26 protein-coding genes and 1 tRNA gene are annotated in these 24,833 nt (G+C 65.3%); 7 read left to right on the forward strand and 20 right to left on the reverse strand.

The window, feature by feature from the left end:
- The first annotated feature begins 126 nt into the window (after positions 1–126).
- Together XarbCFBP7408_RS10350 and XarbCFBP7408_RS22740 are read left to right on the forward strand one after the other, a co-directional pair.
- Entirely contained in the window at positions 127–906 is a 780-nt protein-coding gene (locus XarbCFBP7408_RS10350) for a hypothetical protein (protein WP_146093759.1), read from the forward strand.
- A gap of 153 nt (positions 907–1,059) precedes the next feature.
- A complete protein-coding gene (locus tag XarbCFBP7408_RS22740) occupies positions 1,060–1,296 on the forward strand; it encodes a hypothetical protein (RefSeq protein ID WP_181106452.1) in 237 nt (78 codons plus the stop codon).
- Positions 1,297–1,309: 13 nt separating this feature from the next.
- Here the strand turns inward: XarbCFBP7408_RS22740 and XarbCFBP7408_RS10360 are convergent, their stop codons facing one another.
- The gene (locus tag XarbCFBP7408_RS10360) at positions 1,310–2,035 is read right to left on the reverse strand and encodes a hypothetical protein (protein WP_104562952.1); all 726 of its coding nucleotides are present in this window, start codon (positions 2,033–2,035) and stop codon (positions 1,310–1,312) included.
- Between the two features lie 306 nt (positions 2,036–2,341).
- On the opposite strand from XarbCFBP7408_RS10360, the gene XarbCFBP7408_RS10365 reads away from it, so the two are divergent.
- A complete protein-coding gene (locus XarbCFBP7408_RS10365; protein WP_104562876.1) occupies positions 2,342–2,611 on the forward strand; it encodes a hypothetical protein in 270 nt (89 codons plus the stop codon).
- Here the strand turns inward: XarbCFBP7408_RS10365 and XarbCFBP7408_RS10370 are convergent.
- The 4 genes from XarbCFBP7408_RS10370 to XarbCFBP7408_RS22745 form a co-directional block, all read right to left on the reverse strand.
- Complete coding sequence (locus XarbCFBP7408_RS10370; protein ID WP_258072104.1) at positions 2,595–2,894, reverse strand: hypothetical protein; 300 nt, start codon at positions 2,892–2,894, stop codon at positions 2,595–2,597. The two genes, XarbCFBP7408_RS10365 and XarbCFBP7408_RS10370, sit on opposite strands and share 17 nt — an antisense overlap.
- Positions 2,895–3,489: 595 nt before the next feature.
- Positions 3,490–5,862: a bifunctional DNA primase/polymerase gene (locus XarbCFBP7408_RS10375; protein ID WP_104562877.1), complete on the reverse strand. Its 2,373-nt coding sequence runs from the start codon at positions 5,860–5,862 to the stop codon at positions 3,490–3,492.
- A gap of 3 nt (positions 5,863–5,865) precedes the next feature.
- Positions 5,866–6,159 carry a helix-turn-helix transcriptional regulator gene (locus tag XarbCFBP7408_RS10380; RefSeq protein WP_104562878.1) on the reverse strand — a complete coding sequence of 98 codons (294 nt, stop codon included), beginning with the start codon at positions 6,157–6,159 and terminating at the stop codon, positions 5,866–5,868.
- Positions 6,160–6,510: 351 nt separating this feature from the next.
- The gene (locus tag XarbCFBP7408_RS22745; protein WP_181106450.1) at positions 6,511–6,666 is read right to left on the reverse strand and encodes a hypothetical protein; all 156 of its coding nucleotides are present in this window, start codon (positions 6,664–6,666) and stop codon (positions 6,511–6,513) included.
- 564 nt (positions 6,667–7,230) lie between these two features.
- Between XarbCFBP7408_RS22745 and XarbCFBP7408_RS10385 the strand changes: the two genes are divergently transcribed.
- Positions 7,231–8,067, forward strand: coding sequence for a hypothetical protein (locus XarbCFBP7408_RS10385; RefSeq protein WP_104562879.1), 837 nt, complete (start codon positions 7,231–7,233; stop codon positions 8,065–8,067).
- Between the two features lie 21 nt (positions 8,068–8,088).
- On the opposite strand, the gene XarbCFBP7408_RS10390 is transcribed toward XarbCFBP7408_RS10385, so the two are convergent.
- The gene (locus tag XarbCFBP7408_RS10390; RefSeq protein WP_104562880.1) at positions 8,089–8,550 is read right to left on the reverse strand and encodes a hypothetical protein; all 462 of its coding nucleotides are present in this window, start codon (positions 8,548–8,550) and stop codon (positions 8,089–8,091) included.
- Positions 8,551–8,640: 90 nt separating this feature from the next.
- On the opposite strand from XarbCFBP7408_RS10390, the gene XarbCFBP7408_RS10395 reads away from it, so the two are divergent.
- The gene (locus XarbCFBP7408_RS10395) at positions 8,641–8,928 is read left to right on the forward strand and encodes a helix-turn-helix domain-containing protein (RefSeq protein ID WP_042805925.1); all 288 of its coding nucleotides are present in this window, start codon (positions 8,641–8,643) and stop codon (positions 8,926–8,928) included.
- Between the two features lie 9 nt (positions 8,929–8,937).
- Here the strand turns inward: XarbCFBP7408_RS10395 and XarbCFBP7408_RS10400 are convergent.
- From XarbCFBP7408_RS10400 to birA, 4 genes are all read right to left on the reverse strand, one after another.
- Positions 8,938–9,013, reverse strand: a tRNA-Thr gene (locus tag XarbCFBP7408_RS10400).
- Between the two features lie 189 nt (positions 9,014–9,202).
- Entirely contained in the window at positions 9,203–10,105 is a 903-nt protein-coding gene (locus tag XarbCFBP7408_RS10405) for an SPOR domain-containing protein (RefSeq protein ID WP_104562881.1), read from the reverse strand.
- A gap of 153 nt (positions 10,106–10,258) precedes the next feature.
- Entirely contained in the window at positions 10,259–10,987 is a 729-nt protein-coding gene (locus XarbCFBP7408_RS10410; protein ID WP_104562882.1) for a type III pantothenate kinase, read from the reverse strand.
- Complete coding sequence (gene birA / locus XarbCFBP7408_RS10415) at positions 10,984–11,964, reverse strand: bifunctional biotin--[acetyl-CoA-carboxylase] ligase/biotin operon repressor BirA (RefSeq protein WP_308632314.1); 981 nt, start codon at positions 11,962–11,964, stop codon at positions 10,984–10,986. Before birA ends, XarbCFBP7408_RS10410 begins: the two co-directional genes overlap by 4 nt.
- Positions 11,965–12,037: 73 nt before the next feature.
- Between birA and XarbCFBP7408_RS10420 the strand changes: the two genes are divergently transcribed.
- Entirely contained in the window at positions 12,038–12,352 is a 315-nt protein-coding gene (locus tag XarbCFBP7408_RS10420; RefSeq protein WP_104562884.1) for a hypothetical protein, read from the forward strand.
- A gap of 8 nt (positions 12,353–12,360) precedes the next feature.
- Positions 12,361–13,116 (forward strand): zinc-dependent peptidase, encoded by a 756-nt coding sequence (locus tag XarbCFBP7408_RS10425; RefSeq protein WP_104562885.1) that lies wholly within the window; start codon positions 12,361–12,363, stop codon positions 13,114–13,116.
- Between the two features lie 148 nt (positions 13,117–13,264).
- On the opposite strand, the gene XarbCFBP7408_RS10430 is transcribed toward XarbCFBP7408_RS10425, so the two are convergent.
- The 10 genes from XarbCFBP7408_RS10430 to XarbCFBP7408_RS10475 form a co-directional block, all read right to left on the reverse strand.
- Positions 13,265–14,452, reverse strand: a complete 1,188-nt coding sequence (locus XarbCFBP7408_RS10430; RefSeq protein ID WP_104562886.1) for a DUF1501 domain-containing protein — start codon at positions 14,450–14,452, stop codon at positions 13,265–13,267.
- A gap of 84 nt (positions 14,453–14,536) precedes the next feature.
- A complete protein-coding gene (locus XarbCFBP7408_RS10435) occupies positions 14,537–16,126 on the reverse strand; it encodes a DUF1800 domain-containing protein (RefSeq protein WP_429001381.1) in 1,590 nt (529 codons plus the stop codon).
- Between the two features lie 123 nt (positions 16,127–16,249).
- Complete coding sequence (locus tag XarbCFBP7408_RS10440; protein WP_181106466.1) at positions 16,250–17,620, reverse strand: ATP-binding protein; 1,371 nt, start codon at positions 17,618–17,620, stop codon at positions 16,250–16,252.
- 74 nt (positions 17,621–17,694) lie between these two features.
- Positions 17,695–18,378: a response regulator transcription factor gene (locus XarbCFBP7408_RS10445; RefSeq protein ID WP_002808458.1), complete on the reverse strand. Its 684-nt coding sequence runs from the start codon at positions 18,376–18,378 to the stop codon at positions 17,695–17,697.
- Positions 18,379–18,449: 71 nt separating this feature from the next.
- On the reverse strand, positions 18,450–18,752 hold the full coding sequence (locus XarbCFBP7408_RS10450) for a hypothetical protein (RefSeq protein ID WP_104562889.1): 303 nt from the start codon (positions 18,750–18,752) through the stop codon (positions 18,450–18,452).
- A gap of 336 nt (positions 18,753–19,088) precedes the next feature.
- Positions 19,089–20,093 carry a tRNA dihydrouridine(20/20a) synthase DusA gene (gene dusA, locus XarbCFBP7408_RS10455; RefSeq protein ID WP_104562953.1) on the reverse strand — a complete coding sequence of 335 codons (1,005 nt, stop codon included), beginning with the start codon at positions 20,091–20,093 and terminating at the stop codon, positions 19,089–19,091.
- A 455-nt stretch (positions 20,094–20,548) separates the two neighbouring features.
- The gene (locus XarbCFBP7408_RS10460; protein WP_016902784.1) at positions 20,549–20,773 is read right to left on the reverse strand and encodes a hypothetical protein; all 225 of its coding nucleotides are present in this window, start codon (positions 20,771–20,773) and stop codon (positions 20,549–20,551) included.
- 865 nt (positions 20,774–21,638) lie between these two features.
- Positions 21,639–22,214, reverse strand: a complete 576-nt coding sequence (locus XarbCFBP7408_RS10465; protein WP_104562890.1) for an ankyrin repeat domain-containing protein — start codon at positions 22,212–22,214, stop codon at positions 21,639–21,641.
- Positions 22,215–22,271: 57 nt separating this feature from the next.
- Positions 22,272–23,777, reverse strand: coding sequence for a catalase KatB (katB, locus tag XarbCFBP7408_RS10470; RefSeq protein WP_181106464.1), 1,506 nt, complete (start codon positions 23,775–23,777; stop codon positions 22,272–22,274).
- Between the two features lie 433 nt (positions 23,778–24,210).
- A complete protein-coding gene (locus XarbCFBP7408_RS10475; RefSeq protein ID WP_104562892.1) occupies positions 24,211–24,819 on the reverse strand; it encodes a DUF6624 domain-containing protein in 609 nt (202 codons plus the stop codon).
- Positions 24,820–24,833: the final 14 nt, after the last annotated feature.

The following is a 24,833-nucleotide window of genomic DNA, read 5'->3' on the forward strand; positions in this document are numbered from 1 at the left end:
CCTGCATGGTCAATTGTTCGCCACTTCTGACATGTACTGGAAAATTCCGCTGGTTGCGCCTCGCGTCGCGGCTGGTATTTCAGCAGCCTGCTAGACGCGGACCTTGGCCTTGCTCATAAGGTGCCCTTGTCGAAACCGTTCACTAGGTCCGAGTACAACGCACGATGCCGACTTGGAGAGGGGCATTATCTTTACGAAGAGTTGTTCGTACAAGTGAGCGCAGGTGCTTCTCCACTTTTCATATCCACGCCCGTTCTAAATGGAAACGCTCACTTCAATTACAGCTCCGAGCATGGGGATCTGGATGTGAACGATGTTTCGGAAAAGTTGGGAGAACCCGGCGTCATGGTGGACTGGCTACGAAAGTACACCAGTGAAGAAGGAATCAACTTTTCCCAGCTCATCCACGATGACTACTTCTTGGCAATCAAGTTGACCTTCAACGCAGGCCTCTATGTCTCCGCAATGAAGCTTCTTGTCTGCTGCATCGACAGCTTGGCGTATATCGAGTACGGAGACGACCGAGAGGCCTTCGCGAAATGGATGGAGGCGTATTGCGATCTAGCACCACTGGGCATAACCGCCGCGGAGTTGTGGGAACTGAGGAACGGCATACTCCATATGACAAATCTCAGTTCTTCCAAGGTGCGAAAGAACCAGGTTCGCCGGATATCGTTCAGAGTTGGAGATGCCCCGGAAATCCCGCGCGATGCTGGAGGGGTCTACTACTTCGACTTCCTTGGCTTGGTGCAGGCCTTCGCTCAAGCTCAGGCTCGCTGGATAGAGAGCTACAACGACGATCGAGGCAAGTTCGCGAAGTTCGTGGAGCGGTACGACGAGACGATCTCTGATAGCAGGGTGGCATTCGCGCACGTGGGCGGCAACGGGTTCGCAACAGCCCCCTAACTGGTTCTTTGGGCGCGGCACTCCGTAGGCACATGAAAAAGAAGAGGATGCCCTTGGGACATCCCCTCCGAAACACGGCCGGGCCACCCGTTGCCCTCTGCGCACCTAACCAACCCGGCCGGGTTTGCGCGGTCAGGCTGAGCAGAGCGCAAGGTGCGCTTGGTGGTAGCCAAGTCGGTCGGCCCGGCGCTTCGTGGCCTGGTCTACGTACAGGTCCAGCGCGCGGCAGTACTGCATGCCAGCCAGGCGCGCCGCGTCGTCGAAGTAGTCGGAGTATGGCCGGACGCCCGCGGCCTCTGCCCGCTCGGCCAGGCACGCGAGTATGTCGCCGCCGGTGCGCAGGGCAGACACCATGCCTGCGAGCGCAATGGCCGCCGGGTGGTCCGCTGAGTAGTGGGCCAGCCTACGCATCGCCGTCGCCCCCGATCAGTGCGCGCTCGATCTGCTGCTCGCGCATGGCCAGCGAGACCGTGCTGAGCGGGTTCGCCTTGCCGGCGGTCCAGGCGCGGATGGCTACCAGGATGCCCTGGAGGCGAGCGTCGCCCAGCTTGATGTACTCCCGCACCTTCAGGTAGTCGTCCTGCCTCATGGCCCCCGCGAACTCGGCGGGGCCGACAGGCCGGTCCTTCGTGGGCAGCTTGTCGATCAGGGAGAGTACGGCGGACGCGAGTGCCACGTTGGCCGTGCCGACGGCGACCTGGGCCATGTGCCCAAGCTCGGCGGGACCCGCGTGCTGGAGCTGCTGGAGGTACTCGGTGCGCTTCGGGTCGCCCAGTGCGGCGCGGGCCAAGACCTTCGCCGGGGAGTCGTAAAACTCTCGCTGGCCGACGAGCTGCGCGTGCGGTGCGCCGGCTTCCTTGAGGATCTTGTCCAGCTCGGCCTTTGAGTTGTCCTTGATCTCGCGGACGCTGGCGAGCGTCTCGTGCTCGGCGAAGCGCGCCACGTCGGCCATGCCGATGCCGGGGGCGCTCTTCCAGCGCGCGGCGATCTGCTGCTTGCGGGTCGCGATGTCCTTGTTGAGCCGCTCGATCGCGGCGAGGGTGCGCTTGTGCAGCAGGTCCAGGGTCGAGGCAAGCTCGCCGATCTGCTGGGTGCTGAGGAGGGGGGTGTCGCTGAGGGTGATCTTCATGCTCGTTGGCTCCTGTGAGGTTGTAGTCCTCCGGTCGCCTGTCACGAGCGCATCCCCAGCCGTGGGGTGGTCTGCGCGCCAATGCGCTGACCGGATGCCTGCAATGTGTCGCGGAGCGTTGGGCGCGAACGCCATCGTTTCCCGGACGTGTTTCCCTCGGATCTGCCGCGGTCGCTGCGGCTTGCGAATCATGGGCGTGGCATCGCGCCACCCACCGATGGAACGTCGGGTGGTTGACTTCAGTTATTTAATTTAATTACACTCAATTTGCCATCCCGGCAGCAGTTCACACAGGAAATTAGAGATATGGGAAAGAAGAAGTCCACTGAGAGCCTGATTGCGGAAGCAGTTGCCAAGCTCGCGCAGGCTCAAGAGCAGATCCGCTCTGACGTGAATCGTCACGAGAAGATACTTGCAGTGCAGTCACTGCAGATCGATACGCTGGAACGGAATGTGATGGAACTGCGGAATGCTGCCATCGCTGCGGAGTTGCGCCTTGGCACTCCCAACAAGGATGTAGCGGCAAAGTATGGTCTGTCTGCTGGGCGAATCTCTCAGATTAAGAGAGACCAGTAGTCGACTGAGGCGAGGAACTGATCGTGGAGAGCTGCCCTTGGTAGATGACGGGCTCCTCCACGCCGAGGCAGGCGCGGCGGTACGCCTCGTCCAGGAGCGCGTCCATCGCGACGTCGATGGCCTTCCCCCAGCGGGTGCGAAACTCGACGTCGTTCTGCTTGTATTCGAACGCGAGGCGCCTGGAGATGCCGCACGCCTGGGCCGCCTGCGTCGGCGACGCGGTGTCCTCGAGCACCTGGAGGAAGACCTCCTGCACCTCGGGGGTGAACTTCTTTGCGGCCACGGCCGGCTCCCGAGAAAATGGCTTACGACGTGATCGTGTCGTGTTAGGCGCGCGCAGGAAGCCAGCGTTTCTCCTTCGGGATCATCGGCTTGGAGTGGCCCCGCCTTCTGCCTGCTGATTAGCGGGCCACGGTTCCGGGACGGTCCACGCGCGCGAGGGAGAGGTCTGGCGCGAGGTCGGACGGCAACCCGGCCGCGTTCCCCGCATCGGTCTCCACGCCGCCGCGCTCGGCCAGGCTCAGACCGCGCCGAATCCCTCACTCGACACGCAGCACGACGTTCTCAGGTTCAGCTCGGAAGCCGTGCGTAAAGCTGTTCGCTGTTTTTTCTTTGTTTTTCTTAGCTTTATTGATCTATGAACAACTTGAACAACTTGCACAGTTTATTTCTCACCGACGACGAATCGAATGTCTCCCCGCACCAGTGCAGCGCGTCGGCGTGGTCGGGGCGGCGTCGAAAATCCTAAAACGATTTCGGAGCCGCAAACCTCGTTCATGTCGTTCGCCGACGACTAAGCGCATGATTCGTAAAGCGAAACGAGCAAAAAGAAGCCGTTCGACACGTCGCGCGTCGAACGGCCTTGATTCCGTGCTCCCTCAAACCCAGAGCTGCGCCGACGTCATCCCGGCGATCGCCGCGAACTTGGCGCGCGCCTGGTCGAGCGCGGGGACGACGTACACCCACCTGTCCTTGCGGGCGCCGCTCCTGATCTGCCGCGTGGTGACGCCCACCTTGGCGAGCAGCACCTTCGCCAGGCCGGGCAGCGGCCTCGGGTGGCTGGTGCGGCCTCGCGCGAAGGCCAGGTAGCTCTCGTACAGGTCGGCCTTGTCGAGCTCGACCGCGCCGGCCTGCCAGTCCCTGTCCTCGTCGTAGCCCGGCAGCTCGCCTGTGTAGAGCAGCGAGTGCCACCACGCGAACTCCGCTTCCATGCCGCGCAGCTTCTGCTCGGCGAGCGCGCCGTTCTGCGGGATGTCGTTGCGCGGGTGCCAGCCCCGGATGTCGCGCGCGAGCATGTCGTGCAGGAAGGCGGCGCGGCCGCCCTCGTCTAGCTGGCGGTTCAGCGCGCGGAAGAACTCGTGGTCGTCCTTGCGGGAGTCGTTCACCTCGAACACCGCGACGCGCCGCTCGCCGTCCAGTCCGGCGGGCACGACCCAGTCGGAGTTGGAGGCCATGACGATGTGGATAAGGTTCTTCCCCATCACCGCATCGCGCCCCTTTCCCTCGTAGGCGACCGTCGGCTCCGTCACTAGGGCCTTGAGCTTCGCCTCGCCGGATTTGTCGCCCGCCCAGAACGCCTCGTCGGCGAACAGGCAGATGCAGTTCTGCAGGTGCGAGTTGAAGCGTCCCGTGATGTGCTCAGGCGAGCTGATGTGCAGGCCGTGCGCCCCAGCGATGTGCTGTAGGACGCGGCCCAGCGTGCCCTTGCCGGTGCCCTTCGCGCCCCTAAAGGCGATCGCTACCTCCGCGGGCTGCGACGGCCGCTGGAACATGGCAGCGATCCAGTTCAGCACGTAGCGGTAGCCCTGCGGGTCGCCGTCGGTCAGCACCTCGCGAATGAGCTGATCCAGCAGCGACCAGTCGCCCGGCGCCGGATCGACGGCCCAGCCGCGCCACAGTTTCAGCCAGCCCTCGTGGTTCTCCGACGGGTCGAAGGTGACGCCGTCGTACTGGCGGCGCTGCGGGTGCTTGAGCCAGAACTGCGCCCGCGTCGTCGGCCTGTCGTTCACCTGCTCCACGAAGCTGTTGCAGTACAGGTTCTGGAAGTCCTCCTTCGTGGAGCGCTGGTAGAAGTGGCGTCTGAGCACCGGGTCGAACATCTCGGTGAAGACGCGGAACTTGCCGTTCTCCATCACGACACAGTGCCTCGCGTTCATCTCCTCCAGCACGGCGGCCTTGCCCTCGGGCCTGGGCGGCTCGCGTAGCGCCGCATCGTCAACGCCCCGGCCCAGTTCGGCCAGGTCCTCGTAGGCGTCGAAGTCGTCCTCTGGCGCGGCGTGCGGGACGCCCGCGCCGTGCCTGGCGAGCACCTGGTGCAGGTGGCGCACCGTCGTCGGCCTGCCGCCTTGGCCCGTGCGGGACGCGAGCGAGTCCCAGCGGTAGCCGATGGACTCCGCGTGGTCAACGTAGCCCGCGGCCTGCGTGCTCCAGGCGATGAACTCCTCCCGGCCAGCGCCCGCAGTCCCGTGGTGGCAGGCGCACATGAGCTGGAACCAGTCGTCGTGCGTGCCCTCGCCGTAGTCGTCGGCGGGCAGGTCGGCCAGCGCGGCGGCAAGCTGCGACGGCGCGACCTCGCCCCACCTGTCGGCGTCGCCCGTCCCGGCAGGCATCTCGACCTGGCGGACGCGCAGCAGTTCGAGCAACGCGACCGGGGCTTCGGGCGTCTCGTCGGGGCCGAGCATCCAGAACTCCGACTCGTACCTGCGCCCGGTCTCTGGGTGCACCGATCCAGGCGCGACGACCTGCCCGCCCTGCTTCTTGAAGTCGATGCCGGGGTATCGCGGCAGCCTTCCGACGGTGGCGAGCCCCTCCGGCTTGCGCAGGTAGTAGTGGTGTCCGCCTCCGCCCGTGGCGACGTGCGGGCATGCGCCCAGGTCCAGGCCGCAGTTGGCGACCAGCGCGCGGAGCGAGTCGTCGCCGCCGTTGCGCGGGTCCACGTCCACGACCAAGTCGGTCGCGCGCAACCGCACGCCCAAGTTGCCGTTGCGGGCTCGCGCCTCTGCCAGCACGGCAGCGGGGTCGTAGCGGCGGTTGGGCCAGTCCTTGTCCCTAGGCGCCTTGCTGCCTCCCCTCAGGGGGATCAGCTCGTAGCCGGCCCGGATCAGGAACTCGGCGTCGTCGAATGATGGCGTATCGGCGGGGCGCCGCTCGGCATCATTGATCCCGTGAGCTCTGGCAGGCTCCGTCTCCTGGTCAGTCGTAACCTTGCGCCCACGGTCTAGCACGCCTTGGGCGTTCTCTTGTGCGGACATCGGTCAGCCCTCCGACTTCTTGCGGAGGCTGGCGGCGCGGCGGCGGCCGGCGAGCGCGGCCTGGGCGGCGCGCTGCACGCCGTCCCCCATCGCCTGGCCGCTCGCATAGTCGCGCAGGTCGCCCACGCGGTAGCTGATCAGCTTCGGGCCGACGCGGGAAAACTTTGGGCCGACGCCCTGGCACCTGTACCAGGCGAGCGTCGTGTACTTGAGGCGCAGGAACTGCGCGGCCTCGTCGGCGGTGAGCAGGGCGTCGTCGGGCAGCGAGTGCAGCTCCGCGAGCAGGTTCGTTTCCATCTCTTGTGACTCCGGGCAGGCTCCCGGCGCGGCGACGTGCCGCGTCGGGACTGCCTGCTGTGCGTCGCAGAGATGGATCCGTTATTCCCCTCAGTCGGCGGGGCGGGCCTCGGCTGTTTGGGCCGCCGAAAGCCTGGGTGCCGGCGGCTGGTGGCGCCGACACGACACATGATGCAACAAGCCGGCGCACGAATATGCCAACGTTTGTGCGGTCGACCCGGTGAGCCCAGGAGGCCCGGGGCGGTCCGGGCTGCCGAGCACCAAGGCCGATGCGCCCGGACGCGACACGGCTCAATCCTGGAGTCGTGGATGCGCCTCATACCGGAGGCGCATCCACCAGATCTGTTGCTACTACTTCTTCTTGCCGCCACCAGCAGGCTTGCGGTCGGGTGCCTGCGTCAGGACGGACCCTGCCAGCTTCTTCGCCGCGGTGGTGGAGGACTTCTGCTGGAGAACCTTGCCAGCCAGGCTGGACAGTTCCTTGGAGGACTTCTCGTTCTTGCTCATTGCGGGTTACCTCGTGAGTTATGGGCTAATGGTCAATCTGCACATCTGAAACGCTTCACTGGGCGGGCTGAAGATGGCGTGGGGCACGAATGCCCCACACCTTTGCCCCAGCATCAGTCGAACAAGTTCAACTGACCGGGATGGGACCGCCAGTGTTGGCACACGTGCTCAGTCCGGCCGAACCGGAATCGCGTGTATGCCCGCACGAAGACGGACCTCATCTCGGAAAGCCTGCCCATAGGCGCACCTCCAATCTGAGTAATTGGAGAGCAGTTGTTGCCCGCGACCCTCGACGGTAGAATGTCGAGTTGTCCTCACAAGACAGTCGTAGGTGGCGGGGTCGCCCTCTTTCACCTTCGCCATACAAGCCCCGGCGTCGTCGCTCCTGACCGAGCGATTCCGCCGGGGTTTTTCGTTTCCGCCCGGCCTATCCGGGCGCCGCCTCTTAGTCAGCCTTGTCATGTCGGAGGCTAGAATACACACCCCTCTAGCCTCGCGCAAGGCTCAAATAGACTTATCCAGCCTCCGCTGGTAGGATGACCCCGTTCGTCACAGGAGTCAGCAATGAACGAGAGTGCCCCCGGCCCGGCTAAGAAGAGTGCCAAGCATCGCAGCCCCGCCTACCCCGGCTTGGACCTCAAGGCGGCAATCGAGCGTGCGCGATCCTTCTACCATCATGAGAAGCGGTCGTCGGCGAACGTCGCGGTGGCCGTCCAGCATTGGGGCTACTCGCCGTCCAGCAGCGGAGGCAGGCAGACACTGGCCGCCCTCATCTCCTATGGTCTTCTTGAAGACAAGGGCAGCGGCGATCAGCGCTCCGTCACGCTGTCAGACCTCGCACTTCGCATCCTTCTGGACGATCGGCCTGACTCCATCGAACGGGCTGACGCCATTCGGAGGGCGGCGCTATTGCCCAAAATCCACTCCGAGTTGTTTTCCAAGTGGCCTAGCGAGCTGCCTTCCAACCCGAATCTCCGTCACTACCTTCTGATCGAGAAGAAGTTCAACGAGAACAGCGTGGATGACTTCATCAGCCAGTTGCGCACCACAGCGGACTTCGCGCGCATCTACGCGACCCATTCGGCGAACGCTGGGACCTCTTCTGCACTTAGCTCAGAGGACGAGGAGCAGGATACGGCGCTGCCGGAGACGCCCATCGAGCCTGCATCTGTTAATCGCATCTCATCCGGCACGGATCAGCCAACTATTGCTTTGGTATCTAGCGGCAAGCCGGCCGGCGGCGGCGAACCAAAGAGGATGAGGCAGGACGCTCTATCGCTCGACGAAGGCCAGGTCGTCCTGCAGTGGCCTGACCGACTCAGCGAAACCAGCTTCCAAGATCTCAGCGATTGGCTTGAACTGCAGTTGCGCAGGATCAAACGCAACCTACAAAGCGAGTAATGCAGGCTGGGGCATGCTCGACTAGTTGCACGCCCCTGCCCATGCGTCGGCAATGTTGTCTCGCCCCTCAAGGATCACGCTCTTTCCGCCCGACACGAAGCGCCGGAAGCCGGTGTATCCGCCGAGTTCGTTCTTGGCGTTGACCCGGCCGCAAGCGACCACGCCGAACTCCTCGGTGTAGTTGGCGCGCACGTCCCGGAACTGCGCGGCGTCCGGGTCCTTCAGCTCGCCCCTCACCGCGCGCTCGGCCGCCACGATCGTCTCGGCGCCGAACCACTTCTCCTGCTGCGCCTTCTTCTCCGCTGCCGTCATTGGGCGCTCCGGCTCTGGCTTCGGTGCCTCCGGCTGCTGGGCCTGCTCCTGCAGCACCTCGGCCACTACTGCGGGCGCATTAGCAGCCGCGGGCTTGCTGCGCGGTACCAGCTTCGACCCGGCCCAAGCCAGGGCTACCAGGACGACCAGAAGAACCCCTATCCGCTTCATGCACTCCCCCTGGGCAACGCCATTAAATAGTCTGTTTTGGACTAATCCAATACGGACTCTAGCGTGCGGTGACCTGCCTGTCACCGCGCGATGGCCCAATCGACCCACAACCCCGACTATCAGCTACTGCTGACCGTCCTGAAGGCGGCCCGCAAGCGGGCAGGCGTGTCGCAGGTCGATCTAGCCGAACGGCTGGGCAACACGCAGACCTTCGTGTCCAAGTGCGAGCGCGGGGAGCGGCGCATCGACGCCGTGGAGCTGGTCGAGTTCGCCGAGGCGCTCGGCGTGGAGCCGCTCAGGCTGCTGGGCGAGTACCTGGAGCAGCGCGCGGCCAAGCTGCGGCCGAAGTCCAGAAAGAGCAGCGCGAAGGGACGCTGACCGCAGGGATGGTGCCGCTTGTCCGAATCGAACGGACGACCTACTGATTACAAATCAGTTGCTCTACCGACTGAGCTAAAGCGGCGATGTCGTACTTCTCTTGCTCAAACCGTGACCGGCTTGTCCCGCAGTCTACGCGCTGGCGAGCCTAAAGCCTTGCCGCGCTTAGCCTTCTGGCTCGTCACCACAACAACCGCGTCCGAGTTACAAGGCGGTTGCTCTACCAACTGAGCTATGCCGGCAAAGGCAGGCGCGTTGCGCGCCGGTGCGCATTCTAGCGCAGCGCGGCGCAATCTAGCGACCGCTGACGCGTTGCACCTGCGGTGCCTTGCAATGTGCCGATCGCCGCCGTGCTGCGCACATCGATCCACCAGCGCGATTGCCCGGTGCCGCTGGGCAGCAACTGTGCCGGAAACCCCGCACCGACCAGGCTGGCCTGACGGCGCTCGGCACGTTCGCGACTCTGGTACTGCCCCAGCGCGATGCTGTTGTCCTCGCCCTGGGCAATCACGTAATAGTCGCTCATGCCGGCGGCGGCGATGCGCTTGACCAAGGCCTGCGCCGCTGCACGATCGCCGACATTGGGCAGCATCACCCGGAACGTACTGACCCCGGCGTCCTTGTCCTCGCGCACGCGGGTGCGCGTGGCCTGGCCACGCAGGCGTGCCAGCGCGGCATCGGCATCGGCGCGCGCCGCGTACGGCCCCAGGCTGGCGCAGCGCTCCGGCGCAGCGGCGGGAGCAGGTACCGCTGGCGATGGCTTGATCGCCGCTGCTGCAACCTCGGCCGGTGCCGGAGCGACCTTGGTTGGTGGAGGAACCTGTGCCGACGTCTGCGACGTTGCGACTACCTTCCCGGCGACCGCAGCAGCCGGAGAAGACACTGCCGCTGCTGCCGTCTCAGCCTCAGCCTCAGTCGATGTCGATGTCGATGTCGGTGTCGGTGTCGGTGCATCCGATGGTGCGGTGACCGCAGCTGCCGGGTCCATGCCTGCCTCGCTCGCCTCGCCTGGCCCTGCTGGTGATGCTGGCGCAGTGCCCGGCAGCACCTCCAGGCGCGCCACACCGGCCGGCTGCGGCGGTGCCGCCACCGCTGCCGGTGCCGGCTGCAATGCCCACCACAAGGCCACACCGGCATTGAGGACGATCAGGACGACGATGAGTGCGCGGACATACATGCGATGGATTCTAAGCGCGGGCAGTCACAACCGGCGAGCGCTGGTCGGCTCGCTGCCCACGCCAGGCGGTAGGCACAGTGTACGAGCGCTGCCGACCGATTCCGTCTTCCGGCCGCGCCCGCCGCGTGGCCGCACGATCGCATGGCTCGCCGCTCAAGGCGCCGAAGCAGACCTCGCCCAGGTCGCCAGCCCATCCAGCACCAGCGCGGCGCGGAAGCTGGCATCGGGCAACAACGGCAGCAGCGGCGGCGCGCCGCCCCCGTGCACCAGCAGCCGCACCGGTACGCCCAGACTGCGTTGCGCGTGCTGCAGGCTGCGCTCGATCAGCGCCACCGCCGCGCCATCGCAGCCGGAGGTCAGCGCGTCGTCGGTATCGTCGGCCAGCTCGACATAGGTCCCGCCACTGGCCGGCAACTGCACCGCGCGCGCATGCAGCGCCTCGCGCATGGTGGTCGGCGAGGCGGCGATGCGACCGCCGTGGTGCCGCCCATCGGCGCCGAGTACATCGATGGTCAACGCGGTGCCCACGCCGGCCACCAGCACCGGTGCGTCGCCGCGTGCGCCCAGCAGCGCCAGGAAGCGATCGACCCCGAAGCGGCTTGGGTCGGCATAGGCGATGCGGATGCCGGCGCATTCGGCCGCGGTCCGCACGATGCGCACCTGTTCGAAACGCTCGCGCAGGCAGCCGAGCATGCGCTGCGTCAACGCCGGCGCAGCCACGCTGGCCACATGCGCGATGCGACCGGTGGGCAAGGCCGACAACGCGGCCGCATCCATCGCCTCGGCACCGTGCGGCCAGGCCTGCACGTCGCCGGCGCGGTCGCCCTGCAGCGGTGCGTACTTGAATCGCGAATTCCCCAGGTCGAACAACCACTCGCTCATGCAGGTCTCACGCTCACTTCTCCGGAATGGAACAGCCGCACCGTCTCGCCCAGTTGCACCCGCAACGCGCCGTCGGCCGCCAGACCAAGCGCAATGCCGTGATGCCGAGTGCCGGCCTCCTCGACCTGCACCGCGCGGCCGCTCAGGACGTCCAGGGCCGCATAGCGGCCCAGGAACGGGGCCAGCCCCTGCGCCTCGAACAGCTCCAGCGCCGGCAGCAGCGCCGACAACACTGCAGCCACCACGGTATCGCGCGACACCGCGTGGCCGGCCAGCGTATCCAGATCCACCCACGGTTGGTCGATCGCAGCGGCCGCTGCCGCCGGCATATGCACGTTCAAACCCAACCCGATCACCGCGCGGGCGTTGCCGGCCATTTCGCCGCCGCCTTCGATCAGCAGGCCGCCCAGCTTGCGCTCGCGCGCCAGCAGATCGTTGGGCCACTTCAACCCGACATCGGCAAAGCCACAACCGCGCAGGGCCTCGGCCACCGCCACGCCCACGGCCAGGCTGAGCCCGGCCAGCTGGCCCAATCCGCCGCTGAAACGGCGCGAGGCCGACAGATAGATGTGCGCACCCAGTGGCGAGGTCCATTGACGCCCACGCCGGCCGCGCCCGCCGGTCTGCCGCTCGGCCAGCAGCACCGCCACGCCCTGCTCCGGCGCCGGGCGCGCCAGCAAGCTGGTGTTGGTGGATTCCAGGGTCCAGGCAATCTCCAGCGCAGCCAGGCCTGCCAGCGCATCGGCCGCCATCGCCGCACGAATGCGCGCGTCGTCCAGCAGGTCCAGCGGCGCCGCCAGGCGGTAGCCGTCCCCGGCCCGCCCTTCGATCTCGACCCCGGCCGCGCGCAGATTCTGGATCCGCTTCCACACCGCCGCACGGGTCAACCCGGCATCGCGCGCCAACGCATCGCCGGATAGCCGGCCGCTCGCAAGTTTGGCCAGCAAGGCGCGGTCATCCACGGCAGGTCCCCAAATCGATCCGCGAAAGTATGCGCCAAGCGTCCGCGCCCGCCCAGCCTGGCTTGCGTGATGGAGTGAAAAGCACGTTATGATCGGCCACTCACGCCGCTTGCCCTGGATGTGGACGATGCGCCGAATCACGGTTTGCCTGCTCCTGTTGTTGGCTCCGCTTGCCGCGCTGGCATCGGACCAGCTGGCCGATGGCGATCATGAGAGCTGCATCAGCAGCAACTCGGCGGCACGCGGCAGAACCCCCAACGGCGAGCCGGCAACCCCGCCACGTGCTCCCGCGCACAAGCCCGCGCCGGCCACCGGCGGTGGTGGCAGTGACGGCGATGGACTGTTCCCCCGCATGCGCACGATGCCGCGCTGGCATAGCTTCCTGCCGGGCATGTTCCGCTGATCCAGTGGTTGTTGCGCCGGCTGCGCCGGCCGCCGGCCGATATTCCCGATGCCTTATGGCTGCCGGTCAGCCGCCGCTGCGCCTGGGTCGCTGCGCTCGATCCGCCCCGCCAGCACCGACTGCGTGCCTTGGCCGCGCAGTTCCTGCAGCAAAAGACCATTTCCCCGCTCGACGGGCTGCAGCTGCAAGCGTACGACCACGTCCTGCTGGCTGCCACCTGCTGCCTGCCGCTGCTGAACATCGGCGCGGCCGGCTGGCGTGGCTGGTCGCAGTTGATCGTCTACCCGGATGCATTCCGCGTGCAGCGTACGCATGTGGATGCGGCCGGGGTGATGCATGCCTGGGACGACACCCTGACCGGCGAAGCCTGGGAACAAGGTCCACTGATCGTCAGCTGGGCCGACGTACAGGCCGACCTGGACGACCCGCAGGCCGGCTTCAACGTGATCGTGCATGAGATGGCGCACAAGCTCGATGCACTCGATGGCGCGCTCGACGGCACCCCGCCGCTGCCGCGCGCTGTGCAGCGCGCCTGGGCACGCGATTTCCAGCGCGCCTTCGATACGTTCTGCCAACGCGTCGATGCGGGCGAAGACACCGAGATCGACCCGTATGCCGCCGAAGCGCCGGAGGAGTTCTTCGCGGTCGTAAGCGAATACCACTTCTCCGCGCCGCAGCTGCTGGCGCGCGTCATGCCGGATGTCGCTGCACAGCTGACGTATTTCTATGGGCCGTCGCCGTTTGCGTCGTCAACGCAGCGCTGAGGGTGGGGTGACACGTCTGCATGAATTAGGCTGTCGTCATGCGACGCTGTCGCGCGCATCAATCGCACGCGTTCAACCGACTGACCACAACAATGCGCGATGCCGCACGCGAGACGGATCGCCATCGGCAGCGCATTGCCACGCACTCTCACACCAACCCAAGATCGCGCGGCCTGGCACCGGGAAACACCCGCTCCAGCTGCGCAGGCGACAATCCCCACAACCGGCTCAGTACACCGCCGAACAGGCTGCGGTAATTGGTAAGCACCGGATAATCGCGGTTCTGCAGCAGCCGCGCCTGCGCAACGTCTACCTGCTCGCCGGCGATCCGGCCGCCATGCACGCTGCCACCCAGCACCCAATAGGTGGTGCCGTGCCCGTGATCGGTGCCCTTGCTGCCGTTCTCGCGGAAGGTGCGGCCGAACTCGGACAGCACCACCACCACGGTGTCCTTCCATGCCGGTCCCAGGGCGTCGGCGTACGCCGCCAGCCCTTCGCCCAGATTGCGCAGATTGTTCGCCAGGCCGCCTTCGACACTGCCCTGATTGGCGTGCGTGTCCCAACCGCCGACATCGACAAAGCCCAGTCGATAACGCTCGCGCATCAGGCTTGCCATGCGCCGGGTTTCGTCGGCGAAGGTGCGCGCACTGGCGGCGCCGCGACCGGCCTGCTCCATCTCTTCGCGCAGCTGCGCGGTAACCTGCTGACGCAGTGCCAGTCCCTCGCGCGCAGCCGCCGCCAGCGGCGTTGCGTCGTACATCTGCGACAGGATCTGTGCCTGACGCGCATCCAGGCCGCCCTTGCCGATGCCCCGCAACGACACGTTGGGCAAGTCGCCGCCGCCCTGGAAGGTCAGCGGCAAGGAATCGGTGAAGGCAATCGCCGGCACTCCGCTGAGCACGCCCGACAGGCGCGCCATGAAGCCGGAACGATAATCGCGGCGCTGCCGGCCGGCCTGACCGGATTCGATATCGTCCTGGGTTTCGAAGTGACTGCGCGACAGATCGTCGGTACCGGCAAACGGCACGAACGCCAGCTGCCGGCTTTGCCATAGCGGCAGCAGCGCATCGCGCATCACCGGGTTGAGACCCCATTGCGTGTCCAGCGCAACGGCACTGTTCGGGTTGGCCGCATCCGGCCGCGCGATCGCCAGGGTCGGACGCGCCTGATAATAAAAATCGCTGGCGTGCGGCACCAGCAGATTGTTGCTGTCGTAGCCGCCGCGCAGGAACACCACCAGCATGCGCGCGCTGTCGCGTGGCGCAGCAAACAGGCGACCGCTCCAGGGCAGACTTGCGGCCGCAGCAGAGGCAAGCAGAAATTGACGTCGTTGCATGGCGCGCTCCTGTGGCGGTGGTCGCTGGTCGAACGTTGAAACAGCGGGTTTGAATCGGCAGCCGTCGAATCGGCGACCCTCGAATCAGCGATAGTTGAAGTCCGGCGATGACAGCAGGAATCCGTTCCATTCCGCAGGCGAACGCGCCTGCGCCAAGGCATCGCGCGTGCCGCTGGAAAGCGACGGCGCCACCCAGCGATACGATGGACGCGTGTCGATCTGCGTCAGCGCCGGCAGTGGCGTGTCGTTATCGCCATCGAAGCGGAACAGTTGCTTGGGTCCGCTACCCAGCGAACGTGCCACCTCGAAGCGTCGCGCCAGTTGCCCGGAGCTGGTCCATGCCTGCGATTGCAGCGACCAGCCATCAGGGGTGATGCGCCCGAACAGCGGCTCGCCGAGTTGCTGCAGCCAGCTCGCCATCGGCGCGGCATTGACCACCGGCTGGCCCTCGTACGCCAGCCGCATGGCCGAAACCACGAACCGATTCGGATCCTTGAACTTGCGTGGTTGCGCCTGCGCAAATTCCGGCGCGTCCAGCATGGCCTGCATCACCTTGGCGATGTCGCCATCGCTGCGTTGAAACGTGTTCGCCATGCGCTCGACCAGCGCGGCCGGCGGCTTGTCGCTGACAAAGTACTCGGCCAGGCGCTGCGAAATGAACTGTGCGCATGCCGGCTGCCGCACCAACAGCTGCACCGCACGCTCGATCTCATCCAGGCCGCCCGCGGCGATGCGCTGGCCCAGCAAGGTCTTTTCGCCGGGTTGATGGCGCGCAGGATTGAACTCGAACAGCCCCTCGCGCACCACCTGCGGCTGCCCCGGCGCGGCAGTCGGCAAGGGCGGAGCGCCCTCGGCCTTGACCGGCACCAGGCCGGCGCCGGTGAGTATCAGCGCCAGTTGCTGCACGTCCTGCTGGCTGTAACCGCCATGCACGCCCAGCGTGTGCAGTTCCATCAGTTCGCGCGCGTAATTTTCGTTGACCTTGCCCTTGGCGTTCTTGGCGTTGTCCAGATATTCCAGCATCGCCGGGCTTTCCAGCGTCGCCATCACCAGGTCGGCGAACTTGCCGGTGGCATGCGGGCGGATCGCGTTTTCCATGTAATCGGCCGCCATCCATTTCACCCGCCCCTTGTCGGCGTACACGCTGAAATGATTGAGCCAGAACCACACCAGCTGCTCGCGCGTCTGCCCCGGCGCATACACCGCACGCAACAGCTGCGCCTGACGCGCCTGGGTCAGCATCTGCCCGCCACGCGCCTGCCATGCCTTGCGCAAGGCGGTCTTTTCCTCGCCATCGGGCATGTCCTGCAGGCGGATCTTGTCGGCCTCGTACTGCGTCAGCAAGGTCAGCAAGGGCGTGTGCAGCGCATCGAAGTGCTGCAGTTGTGCGCGGATCGGCGCTGGCAACGCCGCATCGTCGCTGGCCTGCAACAGCGACCTGCCGTAGCGCTCTCGACCGAGCCGCTGCAGTTGCGCGGCGCTGTCGGCATCCACCCCGTAGGTCGCACGCTGCAGCCAGCGCGTCTGCGCCGGCGTCAGTGCCGGGTTGGCAGCACTGCACGACATGGCGAAGGCACAACCCGCCAGCAGCCATGCCAGCTGCCATCGGCGATGGAAGCGCGTACCCACTGGATATGCGCTCAGCCCGTGCATCTGTGCATTGCGCTCGAACATGCAGCTCTCCATCGCAACCGCCTGCAACCGGCCCAGTATGGTCAAGCCAACGCGCGGGACGTTAAACGGTTGTCGGAGTGCGCTGCAGCGTTGACCACGGGTTCATTCCGCACCCCACGCCGGTCACAGTCCCGGCGGCAGGGTCACGTCGAAGCGGGCGCCGCCCAGTTCCTGCGAGCGCACCACCTGCAGCTCGCCGCGGTAGGCCTTGATCAGGTCCTGCACGATCGACATGCCGATGCCGTGGCCCTGCACGCGCTCGTCGCCACGCACGCCACGCTGCAGGATCTTGGCCACGTCTTCCGGCGCGATGCCGGGGCCATCGTCTTCCACCGACAGGATCAATCCGGCGCGACGGCTGCCGGTGGTGGGACCAGGCTGGGCGGTCAGCAGCACGCGGCTGCGCGCCCACTTGAAGCCGTTTTCCAGCAGGTTGCCCAGCAGTTCCTGCAGATCGCCCGGCTCGCCATGAAAGCGCGCATCGGGCGAAATATCGAATTCGCACAGCACGCCCTTGACCGAGTACACCTTCTCCAAGCCACGCACGATTTCTTCGGCGGTCGGCTCGATCGGCAGCGGCGCGGCAAACAGCTTGTGCCCGCTGGAGGCCGCGCGTGCGAGCTGGTAGGACACCAGATCGTTCATGCGGCGCAACTGCACATCCATTTCCTCGTGCAGATCGCGCTCGGACTGCCCGCTATCGAGCTGGGTGCGCAACACCGCGATCGGCGTCTTGAGGCTGTGCGCAAGATCGGCCAGCGTATTGCGCTGGCGGTCCAGATTGTCGCGCTCGCTCTCGATGAAGGCATTGATGCTTTCGGTCAGCGGCTCCAGCTCGCGCGGATGCTGCTCGCTCATGCGCTGGATCTCGCCGCGCTGTACTTTGGTCAACTCGTTGATGACCCGCCGCAGCGGACGCAGGCTCCACTGCAGGATGAAGGCCTGCAGCACCAGCAGCACCACACCGGCACTGCCGAGGTAGAACCACACCGCGCCACGGAACACGCGCAGCTGCGCGCCCATCGAGCGCGCATCTTCCATCACGTAGATGGTGTACGGAATCTCGCCGCCGTGTTCGCGCTCGACATAACTCACGCCCAGGCCGTAGCGATACAGCTGGCCCACGCTGCCGTCGATCTGGGTCATCTCCAGCGGGCCGATGAACTCTTCCTGGCGCGGTTCGAGCATGCGCCCGTGCGGAATGTTCGGGCCCTCGGCCGACATCGAGGTCCAGCTTTCGTCCGGGCGCACGACTTCCACATAGAGCCCGCCGCCGGGCACATCGAAACGCGGATCCGGCGGCTGGCCGCCGATGTACAGCGAGCCATCGCGCACGAAATCGATGTTGGCGGCGTACGCAGAGGCGTAGTTCTTCAGCCGTTCGCGCAGGTTCTTTTCGGCGGTGTCGGCAAACGCCACATCCAGCGCATACCCCGCCAGCGCGAGGAAGGCCACCAGGCTGAGGCTGGCGGCCAGCAGCTGGCGGGCCTGCAGCGAGCGTGGCCGCCAGCGTCTATACCACTTGGAGCGGCCCGGCACCTGATCTTCCTGTTTGCCGACGCGCGGACTCAGCCTTCGGTACGCGGGATGGCGAAACGGTAGCCGCGGCCGCGTACGGTCTCGATCGGCTTGAGCTCACCATCGGGATCGAGCTTCTTGCGCAGGCGGCCGATGAACACCTCCAGCACGTTGGAATCGCGATCGAAATCCTGCTGGTAGATGTGCTCGGTCAGATCGGCCTTGGAGACCAGTTCGCCGGCATGCATCATCAGGTACTCGAGCACCTTGTACTCGTAACTGGTCAGGTCCACGTTGGCGCCATTGACGCTGACCGTCTGCGCTGCCAGATCCAGCGCGACCGGGCCGCATTCCAGCGTCGGCTTGCTCCAGCCCGCCGCGCGCCGCAGCAGCGCATTGACGCGCGCCAGCAGCTCCTCGACATGGAACGGCTTGACCAGGTAATCGTCGGCACCCTGCTTGAGGCCTTCGACCTTGTCCTGCCAGCTCGAACGCGCGGTCAGGATCAGCACCGGGAATTTCTTGCCCTCGTCGCGCAGCGCCTTGATCAGCTCCATGCCCGACATCTTGGGCAGGCCGAGGTCGATGATGCCGACATCGAACGGGACTTCGCGGCCCATGTACAGGCCTTCTTCGCCGTCTTGTGCAGCGTCGACAGCAAAGCCCTCACGTTTCAGGCGCGCGGCAAGGGTCTCGCGCAGCGGAGCTTCGTCTTCGACCAAAAGGATACGCATGCACTCTCCCTAGTTACGTTGTCGGCCCATGGCCGGGGAATTTATAAGACTTAACGCAGAACTATCTACGTTTAGTGGTTATCGTTGCGTGGTGGCGCATCCGGCGGCGCCTGGCTGCGCGGCGGCGCGGCCTGCGGCTGCTCGGAGTCGTACACGGTGTGCACGCGCCCATCCTTCATGTACTTGACCCGGTTGAGATTGCCGCCGTCGAACGGCACGCGCTCGGCGCTGAGGATCTGTCCACCGGTGGACCGCTGCACCTGTCGAATGGTGTCCGAGAGCGTGCGCCCGTTGCCGCGTGCGGAAGGCGGCAATGGATCGCGCCCCGCATGCGACATTGGATATGCCTGCCCCCACGCCAACGGCGCTGCCATGGCTAGCCCGAGAGCAACCAGGACGACATGGCAAGCGCGGCAGGACGGCTGGGTCACAATGAATCCTAGCGGGTTGTTCAGGAACATTCAAAATTCGTGAAGCCGGCCACCAGTGATGGCAAGACCGGACCCGGGAATAGGCCCGAATTCTTGATTTTTTGGGGTGAATCCCATCTGAACTTTTTAGCTTTGTGTTAACGCTGTTCAGTGAAATGAATTCTGGACGCCTGGAATGGCGCCTGTCGCTGGATCCCGCAGCCGCGTCCGGCAGTGGGTACCCCGGTCAGAGGCAGGCAAGGCCGATCGCGGTTCAGGTAATGCAAGCGGCAGGCCAGTTCAGGCCACCACGCGCCAGCCCTGGGTGTCGGTGCGCTGCAAGGCCTGCTCCACCAGCTCCCAACCGGCACCGGGCCGGTGTGCGCCCTCGCTCAGGACCTGCCGGAACGCGCGTCCGCCCGGCTGGCCATGGAATAGCCCCAATACGTGCCGGGTCATGTGCTTCAATGCCAGGCCTTGCTCCAGTTGGGACTCGACGTAGGGCCGCAAGGCGCGCAGTAATTGGTCGCGCGGCTGCTCCGCACGATGCGTCAGGGCTGCATCCAGGCGATGCAGCAGGTAGGGGTCGTGATAGGCCGCGCGGCCGAGCATGACACCGTCGGTCTGGCGCAGATGCTCCATCGCGGCCTCCACCGCCTCAATGCCGCCATTGAGCACCACCGGCAGCGCGGGACGCTCCTGCTTCAGACGATACGCCCAGTCGTAACGCAGCGGCGGCACTTCGCGGTTTTCCTTGGGCGACAGGCCCTTGAGCCACGCGTTGCGGGCATGCACCACCACCATGGCGGCACCGGCTGCGACCACCTGATCGACGAAGCCGGCGAACACGGCATAGTCGTCATCATCGTCGACACCGAGGCGGCATTTGACCGTGATCGGCAGCGTGGTCGCCGCACACATGGCGGCAACACAGTCGGCGACCAGGCCCGGCTCGCGCATCAGGCAGGCACCGAAGCGCCCGGCCTGCACGCGATCGGACGGGCAGCCGCAATTGAGGTTGATCTCGTCGTAGCCCCACTCCTGCGCGACCGCCGCGGCCTGCGCAAGCAGTGCCGGCTCGCTGCCGCCCAGTTGCAGCGCCAGCGGATGTTCGACCGGATCGAACCCGATCAGCCGCGCGCGATCGCCATGGATCACCGCATTGGCGTGCACCATCTCGGTATACAGGCGTGCCGAGGGTGCCAGCAGGCGATGGAAGACCCGGCAATGGCGGTCGGTCCAGTCCATCATCGGGGCGACGGACAGGCGCAGGGAGGCGGCGTAACGATCGGCGGAAGCGGTCATCGACATGTGGCCGCAGCGGGCAGCCATCGGAATGCGGAACAGGATCAACAGCTTACACGGGTGCCGATGAATCTGCCGCAGCGCGGCACGGCATCCTGCGAGGCTGCCCTGCCGGAGCCCTCTGGTCGATTAGCCGTTCACTGCGCCATGTGATCGACCGAGACGGATTTGCCGGATTCGGGCATGACGCGCGTCGATCAAATGCGTTGATGGGGCGCTTCGGCGTCCGGCATCGCGGCTATCACTGCCACCGAAAGAGACGAACGACACTGCGCTGGCGCTGCTGTCGTTGCCCTCGCTCGCCAGGTGCGCGCGTTATCGGGCGGCATCGCTGCAGGCTGCGCAGTGCCTGGGCGTTCGCCCATGTCGAGCGAACGCGGTGCATGATCAGTAACGAGCGGAGCTTGTGTCGTCCAGGGCTGGCGTCGCGCACTGCGCCTGGACAGGATCTGCAGTTACGGGTTGCGGAAGCCCACACGCTCTTCGGCGCTCAGCGGCTTGCCGAGCGCATGGTACGAGGCGACCAGGGTGATCAGGGCGGTGCCCAGCACGGTGTAGAAGCTCCACGACGTGGCCAGCACATGTACCTGACCGAACACCAGCGCGACCACGGCGGTGGCGGTGCACAGCACCATCGCCAGCAGGGACATCAGGAAAGGGATGGAGGGATCGAGCTTCATGGTCCGGGGGTTCCAGTGTGCGATAGCGGAAGCATCGGCGTTCGCAGCGCTTTCTTGAACTGTTTTTTGCGGTTTTTCCAAACAGACTTCCAGCAAGTCAGCGCGCGCTCAGATTTATGTCAAACCCTTGGCGCACAAGGGTTTCCACGTCAGGAGACTCCTGACGCAGTGGCGGGAAAATCACCACTTCCGCCAGAGACCCAACGCGCCTGTGGCAGAAAACCGGCGGGGCGATGGCTGCACTTTTTCTGCGGGTCGTGGAGGCAAGTTGAGCAGGTGGGCGAGCAACTAGCCGATCCGGGAGCGACGATTCACTGCGCTCGGTGCACGATGGCTGACCTCCGAACCTGGCGGGGGCGATGGCTGCGCTTCTCGGGATGTGCTGAAGGCAGATTGAATAAGTCGACGCGCGACCAGCCGATCTAAGAGCGAGGATGCGGTGCGCTAGGTGCGCAATGGCTGACATCCGAACCACGTCGGTGGTCATAGTCGCCAGTACGCACCAGTGGCGTCAGCGCGCGATGGGGCGCTGCAAGCGAGGCCATCGAGGCTCCGGGTATCGAGAGGTGCAGGACTCAGGCGATGGCGATCAGCGACTAACCAACGGTCACTGTGACGGAGCTGGCGTCGCAACCACGTACAGCGCGTCGAAGATGGCGGAGCGCGAGGCGTGCAACCCGCCCGGATGGGGCCTACAGGCGGCTGGCCGGTGGATAACGGTGCGGCACGCTGCAGCAAGCATCACCGATGGCTCTCGCCGGCATCGGTGGCCGGACTGGCACCTGCATCGGCCGCATGGCGCCTATGCGAGCTTGCTGACGCCTGGCGTTACGCATGCCAGGCTCGCCACACATGAGTGGCGCGCTCAGCGCGCCGGGGACGTCGCGAACTCGCCGCGTTGCAGCTTGGTCACATCGTTGCCCTGCCCGTCCTTGAGGCTGAGGTCCGCGCCCTTGGCGGCCAGATCCTTGAGCACGTCGGTCCGCTGGAACAGTGCCGCGTACATCGCGGCGGTCTGACCGGCATTGTTGCGCTGGTCCGGCGCGCAGTCGGCCTGCATCAGCCGCTTGGCAATACCCAGCTCGCCCTTGAAGATCGCGCCCATCAGCGCGGTGTTGCCGCGCTTGTCCTGCGCGCAGGGGTCGGCACCGGCGCTGAGCAACTGCTCCACTGCCGGGCGCTGGCCGTGATAGGCCGCCAGGATCAGGGCGGTGTAGCCCTTCTCGTCACGGGTGTTGAGGTCGTAGTGCGAGCGGATGAACTCGGCCAGCATGTCCTGCCGCCCTTCGCGTGCCGCGTCGAAGAAGTACGCGCGCAACTGCAGCTTGATCTGCGCCGGGTCGGCGCTGGCAGTGGTGGCGCTGCTGGACGTCGGCGCAGGCGAGGCGGCATTGGCAGCCGCAGACAGGGTGCCAAGCAGTAGAAACAACAGGGTGCGCATACGGCTCTCCCGATAGCGAGACGGCACCGCGGCACAGGCCGCGATGCCGTGGGTGGATCAGTCCTGCAGGCTGGAGGCCAGCTGCTTGACCCGGGCCAGGTCGCCCTTGGCGACACGCGTCACGCCAGTGCCATACTCGGGGTCGGCCTTGTACAGGAACGACAGCAGGAGGTGCTTGCTCTCGGTGTCGGTGGTGGCCAACGACTCGCCGAAACTCTGCACCAGGTCGGCGCGATCCTTCTTGCTGTAGGACCGATACAACTCACCGGCCTGCTTGAAGTTCTGCTCGCGGGTGATCTTGGCCTGCTGGGTGGTACCCGACAGCGGCAGTTCGCTATAGCGTGCAGCGGTGTCCTGCGGACGCGGCTCCAGACGGCTCGGCTCGTAGTTCACGCCACTGCTGGTGTGCCCGGTGTTCGCCTCGCCATCCTGGTTGCCGTTATTGACGGCCACGCGCGGGCGGTTGACTGGCAGGCTCAGGCCGTTGGTACCGACGCGATACAGCTGCGTGTCGGCGTAGGAGAAGATGCGGCCCTGCAACAGACGGTCTTCGGAGGGTTCGATACCCGGCACCAGGTTGGCCGGCGCCATCGCCACCTGCTCGGTTTCCTGGAAGAAGTTGTCGACGTTCTTGTTCAACACCATCTGGCCGACCTTCTGCTCCGGCACGTCGGGCCAGATCTTGGTGGCGTCCAGCGGATCGAAATCGAACTTGGCCAGGTCCTCCGGCTTGAGCACCTGTACGTACAGGTCCCACTTCGGGAAGTCGCCCTTCCTGATCGCACCGACCAGATCGTTGGTCAGGTGGCTGTAGTCCTTGGCCTGGACGGCGGCAACCTGCTTGGGATCGAGATTCTTGATGCCCTGCAGCGTCTTCCAGTGGAACTTGACGTAATGCACCTCGCCCTGCGCATTGACCAGCTTGTAGGCATGCACGCCGTTGCCATCCATGAAGCGATAGCCGGCCGGGGTGCCTTCGTTGGAGTACAGCAGGGTCAGCGTGCGGGTGGATTCGGGCACGTGCGAGAAGAAGTCGAAGCGACGCGAATCGTCGTCCAGGTTGGTACGCGGGTCCGGCTTGAACGCGTGGACCATGTCGGGGAACTTGATCGCATCGCGGATGAAGAAAGTGGGGAAGTTGTTGCCAACCAGATCCCAGTTGCCTTCGCTGGTGTAGAACTTGGTGGCGAAGCCGTGCGGGTCGCGCAAGGTTTCCGGCGAGTGGTTGCCGTGCACCACCGAGGAAAAGCGCACGAACACCGGGGTCTTTTCGCCGGCACTGAACACCTTGGCCTTGGTCAGGCTGGATAGATCGGCGGTCGCGGTGAACTCGCCTTTGACGCCGGTGCCGCGTGCATGCACCACGCGCTCGGGGATGCGCTCGCGATCGAAGCGCTGCAGCTTCTGGATCAGTTGCACGTCCTGCAGCAGGGTCGGGCCATTGGCTCCGGCGGTCTGCGAATTCTGGTTATCACCGACCTTGGCGCCGTTGTCGCGGGTCAGGACGGATTGGGCGAAGACCGGCGGGGCGATCAGCGTCGGGGCTAGCAGGGCTAGCACCATGAGGGGTCCAGGGCGCATGGCGTCAGCTCGTTTGAGGGAGCTGAATCATGGCCAGCGGACCGAAGCGTGAGAAGTCGTTAGTTATGATCGCTGCGATAGACGAACATGATGATGACTACAGAGCGTGATATGCATCGCGTTACAAAGCGGCGGCACGTTGAAGATCATGCCGCTTGTGCCGCGGATGCGGTGGCCAAGTTGACTCACAGCGACGCACGCAGCGCGTTGGCGACTGCAAGAATACTGCAGTGCAGAAGATCGGCACACTCAGGAACCAGCGACAGCATGCGGTGAAAGATACGCACAGGGCCGGGTGTCATCGCCTGGTGGAAACCAAGGCACCACACCTTGCAACGTCTTCTTTAAGCAGGCATGCACGCGCGACCCATGCGTTAAACAGTAATCATCGCCTCGCACCTGGATCGCTCACGGTTCAAAGGCCCCCAGAACCGCCCTGTTCGTCAGGCAAACCGACGTCTGCCCGTCTGCGTGCCAGCCGCGCAGGATCCTCCAGCTCGAACAGGCTGCCGTCCGCCTTGCGCTGGGTACCGTAGCGCTGCGGCTTGCCCGACATGATCAGATTACGATCCACGAACAACGCCATGTCCGCGGTGCTGTAAGACCCGCGCGCCACTGCGACCTCGATGCTCTTCAGGAAGCCATCGCGAAACGTGCGGTCAGTGGAGTGCTGCGCGACCAAAAAACCAGCGTGCGCCCCGTCTTCGCCAACCGACGCAACATCGGGGAAGCCGAATTTCTCGATCAATGCAGACAGCGCAGCCTGGTTTTCCCGTTGCGACGCAACCAGACGCATGGCCATGTCTTTCGCTGCGCCTTGGTTGGCCTGTAGCTGTTGCGCCGTGAAAGCACCACGAATCTGCTCGCGGATCTTCTGATCGGCATCAGCCAGTGCCAGCAGCTGTTCGCGGTAAGAGGCGTTCATGCCTGGACGACCTTGCTGCAGAGTGCGATCGGCTCCGGCAATCGCCCATCCCGCAGTCGTCAGCTGCCATAGCAGTACCCCGAGCATCACTGTCTTCATCCGCAATCCTCCGG

The organism is Xanthomonas arboricola pv. guizotiae (assembly GCF_002940205.1).
GTDB classification, from domain to species: domain Bacteria; phylum Pseudomonadota; class Gammaproteobacteria; order Xanthomonadales; family Xanthomonadaceae; genus Xanthomonas; species Xanthomonas arboricola_C.